The sequence below is a fragment of the Phytopseudomonas flavescens genome (assembly GCF_900100535.1).
Classification (GTDB): domain Bacteria; phylum Pseudomonadota; class Gammaproteobacteria; order Pseudomonadales; family Pseudomonadaceae; genus Aquipseudomonas; species Aquipseudomonas flavescens.
Genome location: NZ_FNDG01000007.1, coordinates 20,129 through 39,906 on the forward strand (window position 1 = coordinate 20,129; position 19,778 = coordinate 39,906).

18 protein-coding genes are annotated in these 19,778 nt (G+C 64.2%); 11 read left to right on the forward strand and 7 right to left on the reverse strand.

Going from position 1 to position 19,778, the window contains the following annotated elements; genetic code table 11:
- Positions 1 to 10 precede the first annotated feature (10 nt).
- The 5 genes from prfB to BLR94_RS10700 all read left to right on the forward strand — a co-directional run bounded on the left by prfB (position 11) and on the right by BLR94_RS10700 (position 5,307).
- Positions 11 to 1,106, forward strand: a protein-coding gene (prfB, locus tag BLR94_RS10680) for a peptide chain release factor 2 (RefSeq protein ID WP_139207434.1) whose coding sequence is annotated in 2 segments (ribosomal slippage) — positions 11 to 82 and positions 84 to 1,106 — 1,095 coding nt in all. Because the reading frame shifts where the segments join, the coding sequence is not laid out codon by codon here.
- Between the two features lie 60 nt (positions 1,107 to 1,166).
- Positions 1,167 to 2,669, forward strand: coding sequence for a lysine--tRNA ligase (gene lysS, locus BLR94_RS10685; RefSeq protein WP_084304744.1), 1,503 nt, complete (start codon positions 1,167 to 1,169; stop codon positions 2,667 to 2,669).
- A gap of 145 nt (positions 2,670 to 2,814) precedes the next feature.
- Positions 2,815 to 3,366, forward strand: a complete 552-nt coding sequence (locus BLR94_RS10690; protein WP_084304745.1) for a hypothetical protein — start codon at positions 2,815 to 2,817, stop codon at positions 3,364 to 3,366.
- 250 nt (positions 3,367 to 3,616) lie between these two features.
- Positions 3,617 to 4,912, forward strand: a complete 1,296-nt coding sequence (locus BLR94_RS10695; protein ID WP_084304746.1) for a flavohemoglobin expression-modulating QEGLA motif protein — start codon at positions 3,617 to 3,619, stop codon at positions 4,910 to 4,912.
- A gap of 95 nt (positions 4,913 to 5,007) precedes the next feature.
- On the forward strand, positions 5,008 to 5,307 hold the full coding sequence (locus BLR94_RS10700; protein ID WP_084304747.1) for a PA3694 family proteiin: 300 nt from the start codon (positions 5,008 to 5,010) through the stop codon (positions 5,305 to 5,307).
- Between the two features lie 100 nt (positions 5,308 to 5,407).
- Here the strand turns inward: BLR94_RS10700 and lptF are convergent, their stop codons facing one another.
- The 3 genes from lptF to BLR94_RS10715 all read right to left on the reverse strand — a co-directional run bounded on the left by lptF (position 5,408) and on the right by BLR94_RS10715 (position 7,266).
- The gene (gene lptF, locus BLR94_RS10705) at positions 5,408 to 6,193 is read right to left on the reverse strand and encodes a lipotoxin F family OmpA-related lipoprotein LptF (RefSeq protein ID WP_084304748.1); all 786 of its coding nucleotides are present in this window, start codon (positions 6,191 to 6,193) and stop codon (positions 5,408 to 5,410) included.
- Between the two features lie 42 nt (positions 6,194 to 6,235).
- Positions 6,236 to 6,670 (reverse strand): DUF4398 domain-containing protein, encoded by a 435-nt coding sequence (locus tag BLR94_RS10710; RefSeq protein WP_084304749.1) that lies wholly within the window; start codon positions 6,668 to 6,670, stop codon positions 6,236 to 6,238.
- A gap of 251 nt (positions 6,671 to 6,921) precedes the next feature.
- Entirely contained in the window at positions 6,922 to 7,266 is a 345-nt protein-coding gene (locus BLR94_RS10715; RefSeq protein WP_084304750.1) for a pilin assembly protein, read from the reverse strand.
- A gap of 180 nt (positions 7,267 to 7,446) precedes the next feature.
- Here BLR94_RS10715 and ppc point away from each other — a divergent pair, with 180 nt between their 5' ends.
- The 6 genes from ppc to BLR94_RS10745 all read left to right on the forward strand — a co-directional run bounded on the left by ppc (position 7,447) and on the right by BLR94_RS10745 (position 14,429).
- On the forward strand, positions 7,447 to 10,083 hold the full coding sequence (ppc, locus tag BLR94_RS10720; protein WP_084304751.1) for a phosphoenolpyruvate carboxylase: 2,637 nt from the start codon (positions 7,447 to 7,449) through the stop codon (positions 10,081 to 10,083).
- 343 nt (positions 10,084 to 10,426) lie between these two features.
- Positions 10,427 to 11,074 (forward strand): adenylate kinase, encoded by a 648-nt coding sequence (gene adk / locus BLR94_RS10725; protein WP_084304752.1) that lies wholly within the window; start codon positions 10,427 to 10,429, stop codon positions 11,072 to 11,074.
- A 320-nt stretch (positions 11,075 to 11,394) separates the two neighbouring features.
- The gene (locus BLR94_RS10730; RefSeq protein WP_244158140.1) at positions 11,395 to 12,153 is read left to right on the forward strand and encodes a 5'-nucleotidase, lipoprotein e(P4) family; all 759 of its coding nucleotides are present in this window, start codon (positions 11,395 to 11,397) and stop codon (positions 12,151 to 12,153) included.
- Positions 12,154 to 12,342: 189 nt separating this feature from the next.
- Positions 12,343 to 13,035, forward strand: coding sequence for a tRNA (adenosine(37)-N6)-threonylcarbamoyltransferase complex dimerization subunit type 1 TsaB (gene tsaB, locus BLR94_RS10735; protein WP_084304754.1), 693 nt, complete (start codon positions 12,343 to 12,345; stop codon positions 13,033 to 13,035).
- A gap of 117 nt (positions 13,036 to 13,152) precedes the next feature.
- Complete coding sequence (locus BLR94_RS10740) at positions 13,153 to 13,494, forward strand: hypothetical protein (protein WP_042551808.1); 342 nt, start codon at positions 13,153 to 13,155, stop codon at positions 13,492 to 13,494.
- A gap of 71 nt (positions 13,495 to 13,565) precedes the next feature.
- Entirely contained in the window at positions 13,566 to 14,429 is an 864-nt protein-coding gene (locus tag BLR94_RS10745) for a DUF72 domain-containing protein (RefSeq protein ID WP_084304755.1), read from the forward strand.
- Positions 14,430 to 14,572: 143 nt separating this feature from the next.
- Here the strand turns inward: BLR94_RS10745 and BLR94_RS10750 are convergent, their stop codons facing one another.
- The 4 genes from BLR94_RS10750 to BLR94_RS10765 all read right to left on the reverse strand — a co-directional run bounded on the left by BLR94_RS10750 (position 14,573) and on the right by BLR94_RS10765 (position 19,667).
- Positions 14,573 to 15,667, reverse strand: a complete 1,095-nt coding sequence (locus tag BLR94_RS10750; protein ID WP_084304974.1) for a DUF1513 domain-containing protein — start codon at positions 15,665 to 15,667, stop codon at positions 14,573 to 14,575.
- A gap of 9 nt (positions 15,668 to 15,676) precedes the next feature.
- Positions 15,677 to 16,738 (reverse strand): imelysin family protein, encoded by a 1,062-nt coding sequence (locus BLR94_RS10755; protein WP_084304756.1) that lies wholly within the window; start codon positions 16,736 to 16,738, stop codon positions 15,677 to 15,679.
- Between the two features lie 11 nt (positions 16,739 to 16,749).
- Positions 16,750 to 18,168, reverse strand: coding sequence for a di-heme oxidoreductase family protein (locus BLR94_RS10760; protein ID WP_084304757.1), 1,419 nt, complete (start codon positions 18,166 to 18,168; stop codon positions 16,750 to 16,752).
- Positions 18,169 to 18,329: 161 nt separating this feature from the next.
- On the reverse strand, positions 18,330 to 19,667 hold the full coding sequence (locus BLR94_RS10765) for an imelysin family protein (RefSeq protein ID WP_084304758.1): 1,338 nt from the start codon (positions 19,665 to 19,667) through the stop codon (positions 18,330 to 18,332).
- Positions 19,668 to 19,778 lie beyond the last annotated feature (111 nt).

The following is a 19,778-nucleotide window of genomic DNA, read 5'->3' on the forward strand; positions in this document are numbered from 1 at the left end:
GCCGCCAGCCATGGAAATCAACCCGATCCTTAACAGCATCAAGGACCTGTCCGAGCGCACCCAGACCATTCGGGGGTATCTTTGACTACGATCACAAGCATGATCGTCTCGTCGAAGTAAACCGCGAACTCGAAGACCCGAACGTCTGGAACAAGCCGGAATACGCCCAGAACCTCGGCCGTGAGCGTGCCACGCTGGCGCTGATCGTCGAGACCATCGACGACCTGACCGGCAGCCTGGCCGATTCGCGCGACCTGCTCGACATGGCCGTCGAAGAAGGCGACCAGGGCGCCGTCGACGACGTCGCCTCGGAAATCGAACGACTGCGCGAAATCCTCGAGAAGCTGGAATTCCGCCGCATGTTCAGCCACGAGATGGACCCGAACAACTGCTACCTGGATATACAGGCCGGTTCCGGCGGAACCGAGGCGCAGGATTGGGCCAACATCCTGCTGCGCATGTACCTGCGTTGGGCCGACAAGCGCGGCTTCAGCGCCGAGATCGTCGAACTGTCCGAAGGCGAAGTCGCCGGTATCAAGGGCGCCACCGTGCACATCAAGGGCGAGTACGCCTTTGGCTGGCTGCGCACCGAAATCGGTGTGCACCGCCTGGTGCGCAAGAGTCCGTTCGACTCCGGCGCCCGTCGCCACACCTCGTTCTCGGCGGTGTTCGTGTCGCCCGAGATCGACGACAAGGTCGAGATCGAGATCAACCCGGCCGACCTGCGCATCGACACCTACCGCTCCTCCGGCGCGGGTGGTCAGCACGTCAACACCACCGACTCGGCGGTGCGTATCACCCACGTGCCGACCAACACCGTGGTGGCCTGTCAGAACGAGCGTTCCCAGCACGCCAACAAGGACACCGCCATGAAAATGCTGCGGGCCCGGTTGTACGAGCAGGAAATGCAGAAGCGCAACGCTGCTTCCCAGGCGCTGGAAGACACCAAGTCCGATATCGGCTGGGGTCACCAGATCCGCTCCTACGTGCTCGATGATTCGCGCATCAAGGACCTGCGTACCGGCATCGAGCGTAGCGACTGCCAGAAGGTGCTCGATGGCGACCTCGACCAGTACCTCGAAGCCAGCTTGAAACAAGGCCTGTAATACCTTTTGGTTCCGCCCCGGTGGGGGCGGCGACTACCCCGTGATGGAATCCCGACGACCATGAGCGACCAACAACCCGACCCGCAGCACCTGCAACAGGAAGAGAACAAGCTGATTGCCCAGCGCAAGGACAAGCTTGCTGCCATCCGCGAGCAGGGCAATGCCTTCCCCAATGATTTCCGTCGCGACAACCTCTGCGCCGACCTGCAGAAACAGTACGCCGATACCACCAAGGAAGCGCTCGAAGCCGCTGCCATCCCGGTCAAGGTTGCCGGCCGCATCATGCTCAACCGTGGTGCCTTCATGGTCATCCAGGACATGAGCGGGCGCATCCAGGTCTACGTCAACCGCAAGACCCTGCCCGAAGATACCCTGGCAGCGGTGAAGAGCTGGGACATGGGCGACATCATCGCTGCGGTCGGCACCCTGGCCCGCAGTGGCAAGGGTGACCTGTACGTGGAAATGACCGACGTGCGCCTGCTGACCAAGTCGCTGCGTCCGCTGCCGGACAAGCACCACGGCCTGACCGATACCGAGCAACGCTATCGCCAGCGCTACGTCGACCTGATCGTCAACGAAGACGTGCGCGAGACTTTCCGCGTGCGTTCCCAGGTGATCGCCCACATCCGTCGTTTCCTCGCTGAGCGCGACTTCCTCGAAGTGGAAACGCCGATGCTGCAGACCATTCCCGGCGGTGCCGCGGCCAAGCCCTTCGAAACCCACCACAACGCCCTGGACATGGCCATGTTCCTGCGCATCGCTCCGGAGCTGTACCTCAAGCGGCTCGTTGTTGGCGGCTTCGAGAAGGTCTTCGAGATCAACCGCAACTTCCGTAACGAAGGCGTTTCGACCCGGCACAACCCCGAGTTCACCATGCTCGAGTTCTACCAGGCCTATGCCGATTACGAAGACAACATGGACCTCACCGAGGAACTGTTCCGCGAGCTGGCCCAGCGCGTGCTCGGCAGCACCGACGTGCCATACGGCGACAAGGTGTTCCACTTCGGCGAGCCCTTCGTGCGCCTCTCGGTGTTCGACTCGATCCTCACGTACAACCCGGACATCACCGCTGCCGACCTGCAAGACGTGGACACGGCGCGCGCGATCGCCAGGAAAGCCGGCGCCAAGGTGCTCGGCTTCGAAGGCCTGGGCAAGCTGCAGGTGATGATTTTCGAAGAACTGGTCGAGCACAAGCTGGAGCAGCCGCACTTCATCACCCGTTACCCGTTCGAAGTGTCGCCACTGGCCCGTCGCAGCGACGACGATCCGAGCGTCACCGACCGCTTCGAGCTGTTCATCGGTGGCCGCGAGATCGCCAACGCCTACTCCGAGCTGAACGACGCGCAGGACCAGGCCGAGCGTTTCCAGCAGCAGGTGGCCGACAAGGACGCCGGCGATGACGAGGCCATGCACTTCGACGCCGATTTCGTTCGTGCCCTCGAATACGGCATGCCGCCCACGGCCGGGGAGGGCATCGGCATCGACCGCCTGGTGATGTTGCTGACCAACTCGCCGTCGATCCGCGACGTGATCCTGTTCCCGCACATGCGCCCGGAACTCTGAAGATCACTCAAGCCGCCTCCGGGCGGCTTTTTGTTACCCGCGGTTCAGCGCCTATGCTGTTGAGGGACAAACGCTTGACGGGCTGCGCCGGGGGAACGGACTATCGGCCCGTGTCGGTCCCGTAAGGGGCTTCGAGGAGAGCATGATGAGAGCCTGGCGTGCGGTGGTGGTGCTGTCTTTCCTGTTGTTGAGCGGCTGCCTGGTGACCTTCAAGGAGCCGATCGCGGCCAACGAGGCGGCGCCCATCCCGCTGCTCGGCATCTGGTCGCGCACCGATGAGTGGGGGGAACTGCGCGTTCTCGACATCAGCCGTTCGGGAGCCAACCTGTACAAGGCCGATACCTACATCGACAGCGCTGACAACGTCGCCAGCCTGCAGAGCTACAGCTTCACCGTGGCTCATCACGGGCGACGCTGGTACCTGTCGGCCGGCGTGCCCAAGCGCATGGGGGCGAATTTCGCCATCGGCGGTTTCGAACTGACCCCCGGCAACGAGCTGGTGCTGTTCAACCTCGACGTCGAGCGCATCCTTCAGGCCATCGACAACGGGCAGTTGGCAGGGGAGTCCGTGACGATGCCGCAAGGCGACGGCGCACTGGTCTCCAGCGGCCTCGAACAGGTGTTCGCCTACTTGAACGATCCGGCCAACTCCGATGTATTCGTCGAAGTGGCACGCTATCAGCGAACCGGCCCGTGAGAGCCGGTTACCCTCTGCTGCACGCCGGCCCTGCTGCGCTGCACCCAGCTGGATCGCCAACCGCTGGCGAGCAATCCCCTTCAGTGCCACCCGCAGGGCGGGTGAAGCGCGTTATGCTGACCGACGGCAGTAGGCCCGAATGCCAAGCCCGCCGGCCTGCTCGCGTGTTGTCGTGGCGAGCGTCTTGGCGCAAGCGTGAAGCGGCGTTACCGGCCGGTTCGGCAATTTCCGCAATGCAAAGAGGATCCCCATGAACAGCCACACAGGACTCGACGGTTATCAACTGGTCGTGCGCGCGCTGTCCGATCGTATCGTCGAGGCGCAGACACCGATCCGCGTGCTCGATGCGGTGAAGTGGGACGACTCCATTCGCCAGGCCTTTCTCAAGCACGAGGGCAGGGAACTGCCGGTCATCGATCGTGGCTACTACGACAGCCGGCCGCTGGCCTTCGACCCGGCGGCCAAGAAGCTGGAGTTGCAGGACATCGAGCGCGACATCACCCGCCAGCTCGGCCAGTTCAATCCGGTGGGACAGATCATGCGCCGCATGTGCCGCGAGTACCGCATGGTCATTCGCATGCTTGAAGCCCGTGGCACCTCGGATTTCGGGCTGATTTCCCAGGAACTCTACGGCGCGGCGTCCGACGCCTTCCACGCGGGCGATCCGACCCTGGCCGATCTGGGGCTGATGTTTTCCGGTTACCTGAACAACATCGACAGCCGTGGCGACCTCAAGGACGAACCCAAGACGCTCAGCGCCAAGGATGCCGTCGCGCTGCTGCAGAGCCGGCTTAACCTGGTGTTCGGCGAGAGCGACAGCACCATCCGCGTGTTCGAGTCCGACGGCATTCTCGCCGATGCCGCCGCCGGCGCCGACTACATCAAGATCCGCGCCGATGCCATGTTCAACGAGCGCGACGTCAAGGCACTGGAAGTGCACGAGGGGCTGGTGCACGTGGCGACCACGCTCAATGGCCAGAACCAGCCGATTTGCACCTTCCTGGCCAAGGGGCCGCCGTCGTCGACGGTTACCCAGGAGGGCCTGGCGATCCTCATGGAAGTGATCGCCTTCGCTTCCTATCCCAGCCGCCTGCGCAAACTCACCAACCGCACGCGCGCCATTCACATGGCCGAGCAGGGGGCGGATTTCCTGCAGGTCTGCGATTTCTACCGCGAGCAGGGTTTCAGCCTGGAAGACAGCTACAGCAACGCCAGCCGCGCCTTCCGCGGCTCAGCCCCGAACGGCCTGCCCTTCACCAAGGATCTGTCCTACCTGAAGGGTTTCATCATGATCTACAACTACATCCAGCTCGCGGTGCGCAAAGGCAAGCTGGAACAGATCCCTTTATTGTTCTGCGGCAAGACCACGCTCGAAGATATGCGTACGCTACGGCAACTGGTCGATGAAGGCCTGGTGAGCCCACCCAAGTACCTGCCACAGCAGTTCCGTGACCTCAACTCGCTGTCGGCCTGGATGTGCTTCTCCAACTTCCTCAACCACCTGAGCCTGGATCGCATCGAGGCCGACTACGCCAACATTCTCTGATCGCCTGCAGCAGGGGCTGGCGGCGCAGCGCCTGGCCGATCCCCACTGCAACGCCCCGCCGCATGCCTGGCCGGGGCGCTTTTCGAGATGTGTGCATGAACGAGCGCAACCCCATCCCCCTTATTCTCACCGCCATCGGCAGCATCGCCGGTACCGTAGCCGTGCTCGGTTTCTACGGCTACCTGCACTTCGCCAAGCCGGAAGATGCGCTGCTGCTATCCGAGTTCACCATGCTCAAGACCGTTCCCGGAGAGGCTTACACGGTCAGCCTGAAGCCGGCCGATCAGGTCGGCCAGTGCATCGATGGCGTGCTGGTGCTGTTCGATCTGCAGCAGAAGGGGCTCAGCGGCGTACTGGTGGATGACCGCAAACGGGCGGTGCGCTGCAACGAATGAACAGCGCAGCAACGACAAACCCCGCCGTAGCGGGGTTTGTCGTCTTGGCTAGCTGAGCGGCCGCCGGGGCCACTCAAGCACCTTGCTCAGGCCCCTGGCTTCAGTGGCCCACGGAGGAGCGCGGAGCAACCGGCTTGTCGTCGTTGGAAATGGTCACTTCCACACGGCGGTTTTGAGCACGACCGGCGGCGCTGGCATTGCTGGCGACCGGGTATTCGAGGCCGTAGCCCTGGGTCACGATCCGCTCTGAACCTACGCCCTGACGAACCAGTGCAGCGCGTACTGCGTTGGCACGGCGCTCGGACAGGCCCTGGTTGTACTCAGCAGAACCGGTGCTGTCGGTGTACCCCTCGACGATCACCTTGCGATCTGGATTTTGCTGCAGGAACTGAGCGAGCTTGGCAATGTTAGGGTAGGCATTGGGCTTGAGTTCGGCACGATCGAGGTCGAACAGCACATCACCAAAGGTGACCAGTGTGCCGCGTTCGGTCTGCTTGGCGTTGAGGCTGTTCTCCAATTGCGCGATCTGCGCGTCACGGGCTTCCAGGCGAGCCTTGGCACGCTCGGATGCGGATTGCGCCAAACGTTGCTCCGTGGTGCGCAGGGCGATGGTCTGGTTGGCCAGTTCGATGCGCTGCTCGGCCAGGTAGGCGAGCTGGTCGACTTTTTTCTCGTCTTCCTTCTCGCGGAAGGCGCGCTCGGCTTTTTCCAGTGCTTCGCCAGCATCCTTGGTTTCCAGCGCGGCGACTTTCACCGCTTCCGGGTTGGTTTGCAGGCTGGAGTAGCTGCTGCGCGCCTGCTCAAGGTTGATGTTGGGTTGGGTGGAGCAAGCCGCGAGGCCAATGCTCAGAGCCAGCAGGGCTGGAATCATCACTTGTTTACGCATGATCGTTCATCCTTTATTCAATTGGCGAAGTCTGACGGGTCGTTACTGACCCTTGCCCGGCTTAGGCTGGGCACTGCGCAGACCTTCCTGGCGCAACTCCTCGATACCTTGCTGAGCATCCTTCAGCGCTTTTTCGGCCTTGGCTGCCTGGCTTTTACGCACCGCCACGCGAGCGTCCCATTCCGCCTGTTCCGCCAGGCGTTTGGCTTCTTCGTAGTTTTTCTCGATGACTTCCAGCTCGGCCTGCTTCAGTTTGTCCTGAGCCGACTTGGTTTCGACTGCGGCAAACTCGGTACCACCGGAGCTTACGGCTTCGTTGACGGCCGACTTGGCCACAGCCAGTTGCTCACTGGGCGGAGTGCCTGCGCAACCGACGAGCAGCAAGCTGCTGCCGATAGCCAGTGCCGCAACTTTCCAGGCGGCTAGTTTGGTACGAGCATTTGGGGCAGTTTTAGTGGTCATGGTGTGCAACTCCATTGGTAAATTCCTGGCAAACAGTCGGTTTCCACGATGGTCACCTGCCGTCCGGAAACTCAGGAGCGATAGCGGCTGAGTTAGTTTTTCTCCGGCGACCAGTGGTCATTACGGCATAACCCTGTGAGTTGGCTGATTCAGAAAACGTTCAGCAAAAAAGTTCATTTGTCAGGGCGATGTCGCCAAAAAAATGTCGCAGGCCGCGTCAGCCGGCGCTTTGACCGTTGCAACGAAAATGGCTGCTGTGTGCGCGATCACCGCACGGATGGGTCGGACTGCTCGGTCATTTCGTGGAGGTAGTGCCGGGCAAGTTCCAAAAAGCGCGGGGTCGGGCCCACGTCTTCATAGACGGGGTTGCCTTCTTCGTCGCTGGCGACCACCTGGGTACCCTGTACGTAGGGCAGGCTGGCCTCGAGGTCCTCGAGGGCGGCGCCGAGCAGTTCGGCGAGCAGCTCCTCCGGGCGTCGCTTGGGGTACATATGGCTGAGCGCCGCCAGGCGTGCTGCCGATTCCACATCCAGGTTCACCTGGTAGGGCGTGCTGACCAGGCGGCCGACAGCGTGTTGTTCCCATTGCTGGACGAGTTCGCGGATCTTCATAGGTACCTCGAGGCGGGGCGGGTTCTCTGTTTCAGACCTGAGGCCTCTGGCTGCGTTCCGATTGCCGGGCACGGCAGCGCCAACGACGTGGCGTTCGGCGGCATCGCTTGCAGGCCTGCTTGTCAGGCGTCGCCAGGCTGGGCAATCTGAACGCTCATCCAGCGGCGCAGGGACACCGGTATGACGCAAATCGACGCACGTCTACGCGAGGACGTTCACCAGCTTGGCGAGTTGCTCGGCAGCACCATCCGCGAACAGCATGGCGATGCCTTTCTCGACAAGATCGAGCGCATCCGCAAGGGCGCCAAGGCGGCGCGCCAAGGGTCCGCCGAAGGGGCCAGGCAGCTCAGCGATACCCTCGACCAGTTGCCCGACGACGAATTGCTGCCGGTCGCCCGCGCGTTCAACCAGTTCCTCAACCTGGCCAACATCGCCGAGCAGTACCACCGCGTGCGCCGTCGTGATGCCGACGAGGCGCTGCCTTTCGAGAACCGTATATTCGTCGAACTGCTGCAGCGCCTGCGCGCCGCAGGCCACGACCCTGAAGCCCTGGCGGGTCAGGTCGCGCGGCTGGATATCGAACTGGTGCTGACCGCCCACCCCACCGAAGTCGCCCGGCGTACCCTGATCCAGAAGTACGATGCCATCGCCGCGCAACTGGCGGAGCAGGATCACCATGATCTCTCCGAGGTCGAGCGCGCCACGATCTCCAGCCGGCTGCAGCGGCTGATTGCCGAAGCCTGGCACACCGAGGAGATCCGTCGGGTGCGGCCGACGCCGGTGGACGAGGCCAAATGGGGCTTCGCGGTGATCGAGAATTCGCTGTGGTACGCCTTGCCGACCGTGCTGCGCAACGCCGACCAGGTACTGCTGCGCGAGACGGGCGTGGGCCTGCCACTGGATGCCGCGCCGATTCGCTTCGCCTCGTGGATGGGCGGAGACCGGGACGGCAACCCCAACGTGACCGCCAAGGTGACCCGCGAGGTCCTGTTGCTGGCCCGCTGGATGGCGGCCGACCTCTACCTGCGTGATATCGACAGCCTGGCCGCCGAGCTGTCCATGCAGCAGGCCAGCGACGAGCTGCGTACGCGCAGCGGCGACAGTGCCGAACCGTACCGGGCATTGCTCAAGCAACTGCGCGAGCGCCTGCGCGCGACGCGTGCCTGGGCCCATGAGTCGCTGGCGGGGCCAGTCAGCCCGCCGGCTGCCGTGTTGCACGACAACAGCGACCTCTACGACCCGTTGCACCTTTGCTACCGCTCGCTGCATGAGTGCGGCATGGGCGTCATCGCCGACGGGCCGTTGCTCGACTTCCTGCGCCGGGTCAGCACCTTCGGGTTGTTTCTGGTTCGCCTGGACGTTCGCCAGGATGCGACCCGCCACGCCGCGGCACTCGATGAAATCACCGACTACCTGGGCCTTGGCCATTATCGGCAATGGGACGAAGAGCAGCGCCTGGCGTTCCTGCAGGCCGAGTTGAGCAGCCGCCGGCCGCTATTGCCGGCCGATTTTCAGCCGGCCGACGAGACTGCCGAAGTGCTGGCGACCTGCCGTGAAGTCGCGTCCGCGCCGGCGGCGTCTCTCGGCTCCTATGTGATATCCATGGCCGGTGCCGCCTCCGACGTGCTCGCCGTGCAGTTGCTGCTCAAGGAAGCCGGCCTGCGTCGGCCGATACGGGTGGTGCCGTTGTTCGAGACCCTGGCGGATCTGGACAACGCAGCGATCGTCATCGAACGCCTGCTGGGGCTACCGGACTATCGTGCCAGCCTGCACGGCCCGCAGGAAGTGATGATCGGCTACTCCGACTCCGCCAAGGATGCCGGCACCACCGCCGCTGCCTGGGCGCAGTACCGTGCCCAGGAAAGCCTGGTGGAGATCTGTCGCCAGCATCAGGTCGAGCTGCTGCTGTTCCATGGCCGCGGCGGCACCGTGGGGCGCGGGGGGGGCCCCGCCCACGAGGCGATCCTGTCGCAGCCGCCAGGCTCGGTGAACGGGCGTTTTCGCAGCACCGAGCAGGGCGAGATGATTCGTTTCAAGTTCGGCATGCCGGACATCGCCGAGCAGAACCTCAACCTCTACCTCGCCGCTGTACTGGAGGCGACCCTGCTGCCGCCCCCCGTACCCGAGCCGGCCTGGCGGGCACAGATGGACAGGCTCGCAGCCGACGGCGTGATAGCCTACCGCGGGGTGGTGCGTGAGCATGCGCAGTTCGTCGACTACTTCCGCCAGGCGACGCCGGAACAGGAGCTTGGCCGCCTGCCGCTGGGCAGCAGGCCGGCCAAGCGGCGCGAGGGCGGGGTGGAAAGCCTGCGGGCGATCCCCTGGATCTTCGCCTGGACGCAGACGCGCCTCATGCTGCCGGCCTGGCTGGGTTGGGAAGCCGCTCTGAACGGTGCGCTGCAGCGCGGTGAAGGCCAGTTGTTACGCGACATGCGCGAGCATTGGCCGTTCTTCCGCACGCGTATCGACATGCTGGAAATGGTGCTGGCCAAGGCCGACGAATCGATCGCCAGGCTGTACGACCAGCGCCTGGTGAGTGCCGAACTGCAGCCATTGGGTACCCATCTGCGCGACCTATTGTCGCAGGCTGGCGCTGTGGTGCTGGGCCTGACCGGGCAATCGCAGCTGCTCGCCCACAGCCCGGAGACCCTGGAATTCATCACTGTGCGCAATACCTATCTGGACCCGCTGCACCTATTGCAGGCCGAACTGCTGGCGCGCTCCCGGCAGCGCGAGCAGCAGGCGGGAAGCCCTCTGGAACAGGCCTTGCTGGTCAGCGTGGCCGGCATCGCCGCTGGCTTGCGCAATACCGGGTAGGAGCGGCCGTAGGAATGCTCGTTCATGGCGTCAATGGCGGAAGTTGTCGGTAAAAGCGCAGAAAACTTCCGCCGGTGCGCGGTTTGTCGAAATCTTCGCCGGGTTTGACCTTGGTTGTATGGCGGTGCCTGGATACGATCCGGCAAGCTGTCGGGGACGTCGACAGCGAGGTGGCTGCGACGGCATTTGTCTGCGACTTTCGATGGCTTGTGCGGCATTGGGGCGCTGTGTATCTTGATCGACCTTCTGGCAGTTCGGCCCCTGGCCGGCCTGCCGAAACCTTCCGAGATTGGCCCCACGAGGCGAGTCCACCATCACTACCAAGAACTTGAGGAGCACATCGATGCGCGTGATTCTGTTGGGGGCGCCCGGTGCCGGCAAAGGTACTCAGGCTGGTTTCATCACCAAGAAATTCTCGATTCCACAGATTTCCACCGGTGACATGCTGCGTGCGGCGGTCAAGGCGGGCAGTGAACTGGGCCTGGCCGCGAAAAGCGTGATGGATGCCGGTGGCCTGGTTTCCGATGAGCTGATCATCAACCTGGTCAAGGAGCGCATCGCTCAACCCGATTGTGCCAATGGCTTCCTGTTCGATGGCTTCCCGCGCACCATCCCTCAGGCCCAGGCCCTCAAGGACGCCGGCGTGCAGATCGATCACGTGGTGGAAATCGCCGTCGATGACGAGGAAATCGTCGGCCGCATCGCCGGTCGCCGTGTACACCCGAACTCCGGTCGCGTGTACCACACCGAGCACAACCCGCCGAAAGTCGCTGGCAAGGATGACGAAACCGGTGAAGACCTGATCCAACGCGACGACGACAAGGAAGCCACCGTGCGTCATCGCCTGTCGGTCTACCATTCGCAGACCAAGCCCCTGGTGGATTTCTACCAGAAGCTTTCGGCTGCCGAAGGCACGCCGAAATACAGCGCCATCGCCGGTGTCGGCTCCGTCGAGCAGATCACCTCCAAGGTCCTGGCAGCGCTCAGCTGAGCCCTGCTTACCTGATATCGACGGCCCGCTTGCGGGCCGTTGTCGTTTCTGGGCATGCCGAAGGCTTGGCGGGCTAAGCCAGTGTCGTTCCTGGATCGCGGATCGAGCGCCTGGCTATCTAGTATCGGGAGAGTCCGCGCCTTTCGAGCGTCAGGCCGCCACCTTCGGCATGCCCCACCGTTCCCGGCAGAGCAGCGCAGGAAATCCGCGCTGCTCTGCTGGTTTCATCGACCGTCACGAAACAGCTTCGAGGAAGGCGGCTTTACATCAACCACCCCATCAGAGTGCATTCCATGACCAGGAACAGAAGATTTGCCTGCTTGCCCGTCGCCATCGTGGTTTCGGCATTGAGCGCATCCGTCGCTTTCGCCGACGACGCCCCGGAAAAAAAGGGCGAGTGCCCGGTTGACCAGTTCACCATGGCGTTGCGTTATCAGCAGCAATCAGCGGAAGTTCGCGCCCTGCAGATGCAGGCTTACAACATCGCCACCGAGAAGCTGGATGCAGCGGTGGCTGCGGCAGAAGATCCTTCGAAACTCGCCATCGTTTCCGATGTGGATGAAACCATCATCGACAACTCCGCGCTGCTGGCCCGTGACCTTGCCAATTGCCACACCTACGACGGCTGGGACACCTGGCTGCCGTGGGAGCGCGACGGCAATCCGGTATTGATCCCGGGTGCCAAGAAATTCCTCGAGCACGCTGACAAGCTCGGCGTTGCCATCCGCTACGTGTCGGATCGCTCGCAAGAGCAGAAGGACTACACCCTCAAGGCCCTGAAGAAGCTCGACCTGCCGCAGGTCAGCGCAGAAAGCGTGCTGCTGCTCGGACCGCCCAAGGTCGAGCGCCGAGCGCTGGTCGCCAAGGACTACCGGATCGTGATGCTGCTCGGCGACACCCTGCATGACTTCGATGCACGTTTCCGCAAGACGCCGGTGGCGCAGCAGCGCGCGACCGCCGAGGCAGAGTCCGCGAAATGGGGCACCGAGTGGATCGTGTTCCCCAACTCCGGCTATGGCACCTGGTCGAAAGAACCTCTGAAGGGTTGGGACGCCAAACCGGTCATCGAGAAATGGTGAGCGAGGCGGCCCGGACGCGTGCGGGCTGACACACTGCTCGCCGGTGCCCATCCAGGGCATCGTTGTGGTGGTGTAGCACTCAGTACACCACCTCATGGCCCCAGGACCCGCCGCTTGACCCGCTGTGCTGGAAAAAAACGCCTCAAACCGTTTTAATGCCCGCCCGCTCAGCCACCTCTACAGATCACCATGATTACTCTGCTGGCCCTCGATACCGCCACCGAAGCCTGTTCCGTCGCCCTGCTGCACGATGGCCGGGTGACGAGTCACTACGAGGTGATCCCGCGTATGCACGCTCAACGGCTGTTGCCGATGATCAAGGCGCTGCTGGGCGAGCAGGGCGTCGCACTGTCGGCGCTGGATGCCATCGCCTTCGGTCGCGGCCCCGGTGCCTTCACCGGTGTGCGCATCGCCATCGGCGTGGTGCAGGGCCTGGCGTTTGCGCTCGATCGCCCGGTGCTGTCGGTGTCCAACCTGGCGGTGCTGGCGCAACGCTCGCTCCGTGAACACGGGGCCAGCCAGGTCGCTGCGGCCATCGATGCGCGCATGGATGAGGTCTATTGGGGCTGTTACCGCGCCGAGCAGGGCGAGATGCGGCTGGTCGGTCACGAGGCGGTGCTGGCGCCGGAGCAGGCGCTGCTGCCGCGCGACGCTGCAGGCGAGTGGTTCGGTGCAGGTACCGGCTGGGGCACCTTTGCACCGCGTATTGCCGCACAGGTTGCTGCCAGGGATGACGGCATGCTACCCCATGCCGAGGACCTGCTGAGCCTGGCGCGTTTCGCCTGGGCGCGGGGTGAGGCGGTGGTTGCCGACCAGGCGCAGCCGATCTATCTGCGTGACAAGGTGGCCACTCCCAAGATGCCGCCACCGGCTGGATTCTGAATTTGCCGACGGACGAGCCGTCCTTTTGTCGTCAACTTCCCGCCATGCATTGCCATGGCTGCAGGGTGCAGCTAAATTGCCAGCACTTCCGCACGTCTTTCTGCCGAGCCTTCACTGATGCGTATCGACGGTAACATCGCGCCCTACTCACCGGATCGTGGCCCCCGCTCGGGGACTGCGGTTACGCCCTATCGTGAGGCGAACCGGGAAGAGGAAGTAAAGCGCGAGCAACCGGCAACGACCGCCGCTACTCAGGGCTTCGAGCAGACCCCGCAAATTCGTCGCGTGCAGCAGACCAATTCCAGCACCGACAACTTCCCGGTGCGCTCGCTGGACGTGACCTACCAGCCAGCCATGAGCAATCGCGCCGCTCAGGCCATCGCCAGCTATAGCAGCACCGAGGCCTATGCCCGTGATGTGGATGCCCAGCAGGTGCTGGGCCTCGATCTGTACGCCTGATCGACTTCCAATCTGCACCTCTCGCTGTACACAGGGCACAATAGCGGCCTTTGACTCGTCAGCGATTTGCCATGCTTCCCTATTTCCTCGGTTGCCCCTCCTGGAGCGAGACCGCCTGGCGCGGCAGTTTCTATCCGGCCGATCTCAATCTGGCTGACAGCCTCGAACACTACTGCCGCGTCTTCAATGCGGTGGAAGGCAATACCACGTTCTATGCCCGCCCTGATCAGGACAAGCTGCTTCGCTGGGTACAGCGCATGCCCGAGCACTTCCGCTTCTGCGCCAAGGTGCACAAGGACATCAGCCACGAGGGGGATCTGCGTGATCAGCTCGACGGCACCCAGGCGTTCCTCGAACTCCTGGCGCCGCTGGGGGATAGAGTGGCACCGCTGTGGCTGCAGCTTCCGGCCATGTTCGGGCCTTCACGGCTGAACGAGCTGGCGGTGTGGCTGGATGCGTTCTCGCAGCGCCGGCTGGCCGTCGAAGTCCGCCATCCGGCGTTCTTCGACAAGGGGGATGCCGAGCGCGCCCTCAATCGGCTGCTGCACGAGCGCGGTGTCGAGCGCATTTGCCTGGATTCCCGTGCGCTGTTCAGTTGCCGCTCCAGCGACCCGGCGGTGTTGCATGCGCAAGCGAAGAAGCCCCGCCTGCCGATTCGTCCGGCCGCGTTCAGCGACAGCCCGCAGGTGCGTTTCATCGGCGGGCCGGATCTGGATGCCAATCAGCCCTTTCTCGAGCCCTGGCTCGACAAGGTCGCGGCCTGGATCGAAGAAGGCCTGACGCCCTATGTATTCCTGCACACCCCGGACAACCACCTTGCCGCTGCCCAGGCGCTGCGCTTTCACCAGTCGTTGAGCGAACGCCTGCCGGGCTTGCCGCCGCTACCCGAATACACCGACAACGAACCCCGAGCCGAGCAGCTCGGCTTGCTTTAGGAGCAGCTTCAAGCGGCAAGTAAAGGCGTTAGCGGTCATTTGTAGGGTGGACGACGCTTCATCCGTCCACCGCTCTGCGAGCGCGATGGTGGATGAAAAGAGCGTCATCCACCCTACGGCTGCTTACGCCACTTTGGTGCCGGTCAGGCCAGGCGCAGGTGGTTGTCCCACAGCCCTGCCGGGAGATCCAGGGGCTGCATGGCGATGCGCTCGCTGCGGCAGTCGTACAGACGGCAGCGGCCGATGCCGGCGCTGACCACGAAGCCGTGTTCCACCGCGCCGACGCCCGCACAATCGGGGAGCGAAACGTCCAGGCGTACTGCGCCGCTGTCCAGGTCCCAGATGAACAGGCGATTGCCTCTGGGGGCGGTCATCGCCAGCAGGCGCAGATCGCTGTGCACCGCCACGCTGGCGGTGTACTGGTTCATCATCTGCCGTTGCCCCTCGGCCATCGGGAAGTGCTGGAACGGCTGGCCGGGACGTTTGATCGCCACCAGCGGCACGGCGTCCATGGGGTCGCCCATGTACTGCTGGCCGCTGACGATGGTGCCGTCGCTGGCCACGGCCAGGTGGCGCACGCTGTTCATCCGTTCGGGCAACTGTTCCTTGCTGTGCAGGGTGCCGTCGCGTGCCATCAGCACCAGGCTGGCTTCCATGGCATCGAGGTTCATGTCCACCCGGCTCTCCGCTTCGGTGCGGATGCCGCCGTTGGCCACCACCAGGGTTTCGCCATCCGGCATCCACAGCACCTGATGCGGGCCCAGGCCGTGGGTCGACAGCTCCTCGCGGCGCAGCAGGCGCTCGCCTTCCAGACGATAGGCGCCAAGTACCCCGCGGCCGGGATCGCGGGTATCGTTCTCGGTGGCGTACAACCATTGGCCGTCCTTGTGAAATACCGCGTGGCCGTAGAAATGCCGGTCCTGCTCGCTGTGCAGGGTCTGCAGCAGGCGTCCGTCGCGGGTGTCCACCAGGTAGCTCTCGGTGCTCGGCCGGCGCCCGACGAACAGGGCCATGGGCAGGGTCGGATGGGGCACCACGTCGTGGCAGCGCTCGCTGACCTGCGTGGCGAACGCCCGCTGGCCGTCGAGCCGATAACCGACCGCGTAGTGCTTGCCATCTTCGTCGTTGCGTGCCGAGAGCAGCAGTGGCTGACCGCCGTTGTGGCTCAGCTTCCAGCCGCCCACGGCACCGGCAGCGAGTACCGCGGCACTCAAGCCAAGAAAGGCTCTGCGTTTGATCGTCATGAGTCAGTCTCCGTCGTGGGCATTGAAGCCCAGCTGGATACCCAGCGCTCGCGCCAGCTCGCCCTCGTGCAGGCGGTGCAGGACATTGAGGCTGTCGTAGAAGGCGTTGAGGGTCTGCCGTCCGGCTTCGTCGGTCAGCAGGTCGCCCAGCGGGCGCTGCAGGCCGGCGAGCTGTCGCTGGGTCTCGGCGTAGGCCCCGTCGATACGCTGCTTGAGCGCATCCTGGTCGCTGCCCAGGAGGGCCTGGATACCGTCGTTCTTGGCGCCGTGCCAGAGCTGCTCGGCAGCGGTCAGCGCCGCGCCGAGGTTGGCCAGGCTGGCCTGGCTGCGCCAGGCTTCCGCCTGGTAGGGCTGCGGTACGCCCTTGCTTTGCCGGCCCAGGGGGGCGCCGAGTTTCTTCTTCAGGCCGTCGATGGCGCTGACCTGGGTGCGCAGCAGATCGGAGATGGCTTCGCCGGCTTCGGCGTAGCGCTCGTTGGGAAAGGTCTTGTACTGGCTGAGTGCACCGGCCTGGTCCTGCCACTGCGTCAGCACGGTGCCTGCCAAGGCCTGCTGATGCTCGCCGATGGCCACCAGCAGCGGGCAGTAGCGGGCTTTCTGTTCAGCGTCGTGCAGATCGATTTCCGGATCGAAGATCAGGTACTCGTAGGCGGTCAGCCCCTGGACGACCACGCTGGATTTCTCCAGGTCGGCGGCGCTCAACCGGGCGTTGCCCTTGACCAGGGCCTGGACCTGGCGTGCCACCAGGTTCTTCTTGTCCGGCCAGAACTGCACCTGCCAGGCGCGGTTGCCTTCTGCAAGCGGCCCGACGGCCAGTGGCTGCAGGCTGGCCCAGGCGCTCTGGGCGGTGAGGAAGGCCTGGCGAGCGGTGGCCAGATCCTCTTCGCCTGCGCAGAACGACCGGGCGCTCCTGGCCAGGCCGGCATCGGCCTCTTTCCAGGTGATGTGAGCGGGCAGCAGCACGCCTTCGGCCAGCGCAGCGCTGACCGTGGCCTGCGGGTCGGCGGGTGAGCAGGCGACCAGGGTCAGGCCCAGCAGGGCGATGGTCAGCGGAGAACGAATCATGCGCGGCTCCTTTACAGTGAGTTCAGAAAGGCCAGAAGCGCGGCGCGCTCCTCGCTGGAAAATGTCAGTACGTGGCGTTTGGCAGCCTCTGCTTCGCCACCGTGCCAGGCAATGGCTTCGAGCAGGTTGCGAGCGCGACCGTCATGCAGGAACTGGGTGTGGCCGCTGATTTGCTCGGTCAGGCCGATGCCCCACAACGGCGCGGTGCGCCATTGCCGACCGCTGGCGCGGAACTCGCCGCGACCGTCGGCGAGGCCATCGCCCATGTCGTGCAGCAACAGATCGGTGTAGGGGCGGATGGTCTGCCTGGCCAGCTCCGGTTCCGCGGCATCGGTGGCGGTCACGAAGCTTGGCGTATGACAGCGCTGGCAGCCGGCGCGATGGAACAGGTTCTTGCCTGCCAGCACCTGGGCGTCGTCGGCCCGTCGACGAGCTGGCACGGCGAGGTTGCGGGTGTAGAACAGCACCATTTTCATGATGTTGTCGCTGACCTCCGGCTCGCCACCGTGGGGCGCCTCGCGGCAGGCGGCCTGCGCATCGGTGCACTGGTCGTGGGGCACGACGCTGCTGGTCAGGCCCATGTCGTGGGCGAAGGCATGGGCGTTCTGCTGATTCAGGGTCGGTTGTCCGGCCTTCCAGCCGAAACGGCCGAGCACGGTTTTCTGCTGCACATCGTCCCACACCCAGTTGGGCTGCCCGGCGATGCCGTCACCGTCGCGATCCTCGGGGTCGGCGTTGGCCAGGATGGCCGCCTCTGGGATCGCTTCGAGCAGGCCGAGGCCGATCATCGGTGGGGCGACCCGGGCCGAAAACTGCGTGTCCGGGTGCATCGGCCCGTAGCCGAGCTGGCTGATGTTCAACTGTGGCATGCGCAGCTCGATGCCATACCCGTCGTCGAACTGCACGTGGTGGGTGCTGTACGCGACGCGTACCTTGCCTTCGGGCGCTACGCCGGGGTTGGCCATGTCCTGCAACTGCGCGCCGTACTTCGGTTCGGGCAGCACCCCCTGGCGCTCGATGATCCACGGGTGCGCGCTGCCGGCAGGAATCGACAGGCGTACCAGCATCGACACGGCGTTGAGGCTGCCGGGTTCGGGCGGGTGGCCACGGCCATCGCGAATGTGGCAGTTCTGGCAGGCATTGGTGTTGAGCAGTGGGCCGAGACCGTCGCGGGCGGTGGTGGTGGACGGCGCGATCACCCAGGGGTTGCGGAAGAAACTGTTGCCCACGCTGAAATCCAGACGACGTTCGGCCTCGAGGTTGGCGGAGGGCAGGGAGAACGCGTTGTGGTCGCTGCGCGATACCGTGGCCGTGCCGCCGGAAAGCGCTTCGCCAGGCTCTGCTTCGGTGAAGCGCGGGGACTGCTCACACGCCGCCAGGCTGAGGGCCAGGCCCAGCATTGGCAGCAGACGACCGGGTGGCGCAGGCATCGACAGAGTCCGTGACAGGAAAATCAAGGGCGGGAATCTTAGCAGCCTATGCAGCTTTAAATAAGATGGATTTGCATGTGTGGATGGTAGCCGGCGCAGAAACGAAAAAGGCCGATGCGAGGTGAGTCGCATCGGCCTGGTCTACGCCTGAGGCTGTCGAATCAGAACTCGTGGTCGGCGGTGTCCGGGTTCAGATCGCTGATGCCCAGCTTGCCAGCCGCCTGCTCGATGGCGCCGGTCTGCTTGACCAGGGCAGCGATGGCATCACGCACCAGTTGCTGGCCCTCGGCATTGTCGGCGGCGATCAACTGGTCGAAGTGCTGGCCCTTGTTGGCGCTGTCGACCAGGGCCTGCAGCTTGGCTTCGGTGGCTTCCAGATCGGCCTTCAGGGTGCTGTCGGCAGCGGCGTCCGCCTTGGCGACCAGCGACGACAGGCTCGGGCCGGTCAGGCTGGTGCCGTCGGCCTTCTTGTACTCGCCCAGGTAGACGTTGCGAATGCCCTTGCCATTGTAGAAGTGCGAGTTGTGCGTGTTGTCGCTGAAGCAGTCGTGCTCGTCTTCGGTGGAGTTGGCTTCCAGCGCGACCTTCATGCGCTCGCCGGCCAGCTCACCGAGGGACAGGCTGCCCATGCCGAAGAGGATCTTGCGCAGACCGTTCTCGGCGGATTCGCTTTCCAGGGTGGCGCGGTAGTTGTCGGCTACGCCGGCTTTCCACTGGCCAGCCATTTCGTCGAGGTCGGCGACCAGCAGTTCGGTGGCGGCCTTCAGGTAAGCACGACGACGCTCGTTGTGGCCGCCGGTGGCGCCTTCACCGACCACGTAGTCGGTAGCCGGGCGCTCGCCTGCGCCTGGGCCGGTGCCGTGCAGGTCCTGGCCCCAGAGCAGGAATTCGATGGCGTGGTAGCCGCTGGCGACGTTGGCTTCGGAACCGCCCAGCTCGTTCAGGCTGGCGAGCAGGTCCGGGGTGATTTCGGTGACGTCGACCTTGTCCTCGCCGACCTGGATCTCGGTGTTGGCGATGATGTTGGCGCTGGCGCCCGGGTTGCCCAGCGCATGCTGGTAGTCCGCAGCGACGTAGTCGATCAGCCCTTCATCCAGCGGCCATGCGTTGACCTGGCCTTCCCAGTCGTCGACGATGGTGTTGCCGAAGCGGAACACTTCGCTCTGCATATAGGGCACGCGTGCGGCCAGCCAGGCCTCGCGGGCAGCCTTGAGGGTTTCCTGGTTCGGCGTGGCGAGCAGCGCGTCGATGGCGGTCTGCAGGGTTTTCGCCGTGCTGGCGGCGTCGTCGAACACGGCGGAAGCGATGTCGGCATAGTGCTTGACCACGTCTTGCGCTGCGGCTTCATCGAAGGCGCCGGCTGCTGCTGGTGCACTGCTGGTGCTCGCTTGCGGAGCCGGGGCGGCGGCTTGGTTGGCAGGCGCTTTGTCTTCGCCGCAGCCCGCCAGGGCAATGGCGATTGTCAGCAGGCTGGCAGAGGCCAGGGGCATACGAATCATGACGAAATCCTTTGCGTGTTAATGGGGAGCGCACGTGGTCGTCCACGCGAGCTGCAACATAATGCGAAAGATTTGCATTTTACGCAAAGGCTGGATGTGCTACCGCCCGTT